The sequence below is a fragment of the Flammeovirga aprica JL-4 genome, assembly GCF_012844305.1.
GTDB classification, from domain to species: Bacteria; Bacteroidota; Bacteroidia; order Cytophagales; family Flammeovirgaceae; genus Flammeovirga; species Flammeovirga aprica.
Window position 1 is genome coordinate 1 of the sequence record NZ_JABANE010000242.1, and the last position, 2,716, is coordinate 2,716.

A 2,716-nucleotide genomic window follows, 5' to 3' on the forward strand; every position below is an offset into this window, starting at 1 on the left:
CAACCATCACTTTAGAACGCCTTGAAAAGAGAGGATATATTGCGATGTCAGACATCTACAAAAAGTTAACCGAACGGTAATCAACCGCCGTATACGAGGTCCGTACGTACGGTGGTGTGAGAGGGTCTCCGCTAGGCTAATCGCCTAGCGGCGCTCTACTCGATTGTGGGTTTGTTGTTTGTTGTTTATTTTTTATTTTCTAAATTCTTTATTTAACCAACATCTCATATACATTGATTCAATTTTTCCTAGCGGATAAAAAATTGTGTATAATGTATGTCCACCGTCCAGACACTCATCTGTTCCATATTTTTCAGGATTATTATTCCATTGGTTTCCTTTCCTGATTTCTTGTCTTAATTCTGCAATATCACTATAGAAATATCCTGTTGTGTCAAAATGATTGATCAATATTTTTTTAGTCTTTTTATATTTCTTATCCATCAAGTCTTTCCGATATAAAAGCAATGTATCATTTATAAAAATCTGCACATAGTCAGACGGACAGCCTAAACAAATAAAATCATACCCTTCGGTTAATATTATTGTATCGTTAGGGTAATTTTCAAGAAGGTTCTTCAAATCATTTTCATAATCTCCACGATATTTTTTCTGTATTTTCAATTCGGCTTTCATTCCTTTAGCAGTCTGAAATGGTGAACCTTTCAGTGATTTTTTTTGACTTCTATCAATTCTTGTATTCAAATCACTCGTTACCGAGCAACTTGTAAAAAGGATTGTCAATATTGTTAAGCTAATTAGTTTCATTCGTTTTTTTTACAATAACCCACAACGGTTTGAATATGCATAGTGCGGGATTTTAAGACACTTCACTACCAAATCGCCACAAATTTCAGTAAATATACAAAAGTTTAATTAGCCAGAAGACCCGCATTATGTATATTTATTGTTGTACAGTGTTATCTCTTTATCTTCCTATTTTTCATACATATATATCATCCAATTTTGATAATCCAGCCCATATAATTCCATTCGTCACTGCATTCTCCTTATACTTTAAAAAATCAGCGATCAGACTTATTGGGTCATCCATTCCTGGAAGTTTATTGTACTGTGATAATTCTCTTGCTATCAATCCAGCTGAAATGATAATCAATGCCAATCCAAATAATCTTAGCTGATTTCTTTTAATCTTCAATTTTATAGTCTTTTGATATTTTCTCCGAATTGCTCAAAAACTCTCTGTTGTTTCTTTTTCAAGTCTGTACTTAATATTTCAACTAATCTATCAACTTGCTCTTTGTTATCCACTTTTATATATGACTGCATAATCCCACTATCATATCCATGCAATATTTCGATAACAATCAAAGGTTTGTCAATTATAAAATTGTCATTAGGAAACTTGATATTAGAATAAACGGTATCAGTCCTCAAATACAAAGTGTCCAAAAATCCATTTGCGTTTAAGGTATCAACAATCCGTTTTCTTACTTCTGACGTCGTTACTATCTCAGTAGTCAATTGTTTTTCAGTCTCTGAGTTATATAATGGGGGCTCTGAGAGTATACCGTCCTTAACCAAATCTATCAAGTATAATTCGTTTTTTTGCTCCAACTGATTTGAATAAATCGAAATGATTTCAGGTTCAGAAGAATTTATCAATTCATCTTTGAGCTTTTCATACGTAATCGTTTTTTGAGCATTCGTAGTCAAAAAAAGTCCTAATAATATTATGGTCGTTATTATTCTCATGTTTCAGTCTGCCCTAATGCTGTACAACGACTTGGGCATGGTGTCGCAGGCGGGTTGCGTCGCAACCGACCTGTGCAAAATGCCCCTTGTTAGCGAGATTTACATTTTGAAAAGTCAACCTCATAATAGCCATTGGATCTAACTTTTATACCTTTTATTGTTGCAGGTTTCCAAGGTTTTAAAGTTTTCACAAATTGAATTGCTATTTCTTGACAGTGTTTATTTGTATTCCTATTAGGAAACACAAAAAAGTTAGATGTTTCTCCAAATTGATTCACTTCGAAGCCTACTATTATTTTATTTTTCCGATTAATCCACTTAAGTGAATCAGTTTTTTTTTGTAGAAATGTCGAATCTGGTTCACAATATGTAAGACTAGACTCAATTAGATCTAACTCTTCTGAATTTGATAGTAAGAGCTCACTATATTCGTCTGTCCATATAAATTTTTCATCTTTCCAAATTTCATTATACAGTATATGAGTATCAATTAAGTTAATCGAATTAATTTCATTACCAAGCTTTTTCAATTTTCGAATTAAATCGGTACTTCTTGATATACCTCCAGTTCTCGTACATAAGTTAGTTCTAATTTCGTATTCCCCAAGATTATTAAATCTTCCGAAAACAATATACAATGAATCAATATCAAAAGAATAACCACATGAACTACTGTAAGATTCTGAGACTACTGTCATCTCGTTTTTAAACTCCCCTTTTAAGGTTTCAAATACTTCAAAAGTCGTTCGGTTTTCATATCCATCTTCAGTTGAAACTGTTATAGCTTTTCCTATAAAGATTACTGCGGTTTCATTTATTTCTTTTTCTAAAGTTTCAATAGAACATTCACAGCCAAGTACCTTAAAATAAAACGTATTTGAAATTAAGAACAATAAAACTATTCTATTCATACTTTTCATGATTCTCGCGTAGAGTAGAGCCTGATAGCTCTCTCAATTTAAATAATTATAAATGTAATCATTTTGAGAAAACTATCAGA

Annotated in this window: 4 protein-coding genes; all 4 read right to left on the minus strand. The window is 32.2% G+C overall.

Annotated elements, in window-relative coordinates; genetic code table 11:
- Positions 1-192: 192 nt before the first annotated feature.
- The 4 genes from HHU12_RS33450 to HHU12_RS33465 all read right to left on the minus strand — a co-directional run bounded on the left by HHU12_RS33450 (position 193) and on the right by HHU12_RS33465 (position 2,627).
- Positions 193-768, minus strand: a complete 576-nt coding sequence (locus HHU12_RS33450) for a hypothetical protein (protein WP_169661068.1) — start codon at positions 766-768, stop codon at positions 193-195.
- A gap of 175 nt (positions 769-943) precedes the next feature.
- Positions 944-1,159: a hypothetical protein gene (locus HHU12_RS33455; RefSeq protein ID WP_169661069.1), complete on the minus strand. Its 216-nt coding sequence runs from the start codon at positions 1,157-1,159 to the stop codon at positions 944-946.
- A 2-nt stretch (positions 1,160-1,161) separates the two neighbouring features.
- Positions 1,162-1,716, minus strand: coding sequence for a hypothetical protein (locus HHU12_RS33460; protein ID WP_169661070.1), 555 nt, complete (start codon positions 1,714-1,716; stop codon positions 1,162-1,164).
- An 89-nt stretch (positions 1,717-1,805) separates the two neighbouring features.
- The gene (locus tag HHU12_RS33465) at positions 1,806-2,627 is read right to left on the minus strand and encodes a hypothetical protein (RefSeq protein ID WP_169661071.1); all 822 of its coding nucleotides are present in this window, start codon (positions 2,625-2,627) and stop codon (positions 1,806-1,808) included.
- Positions 2,628-2,716 lie beyond the last annotated feature (89 nt).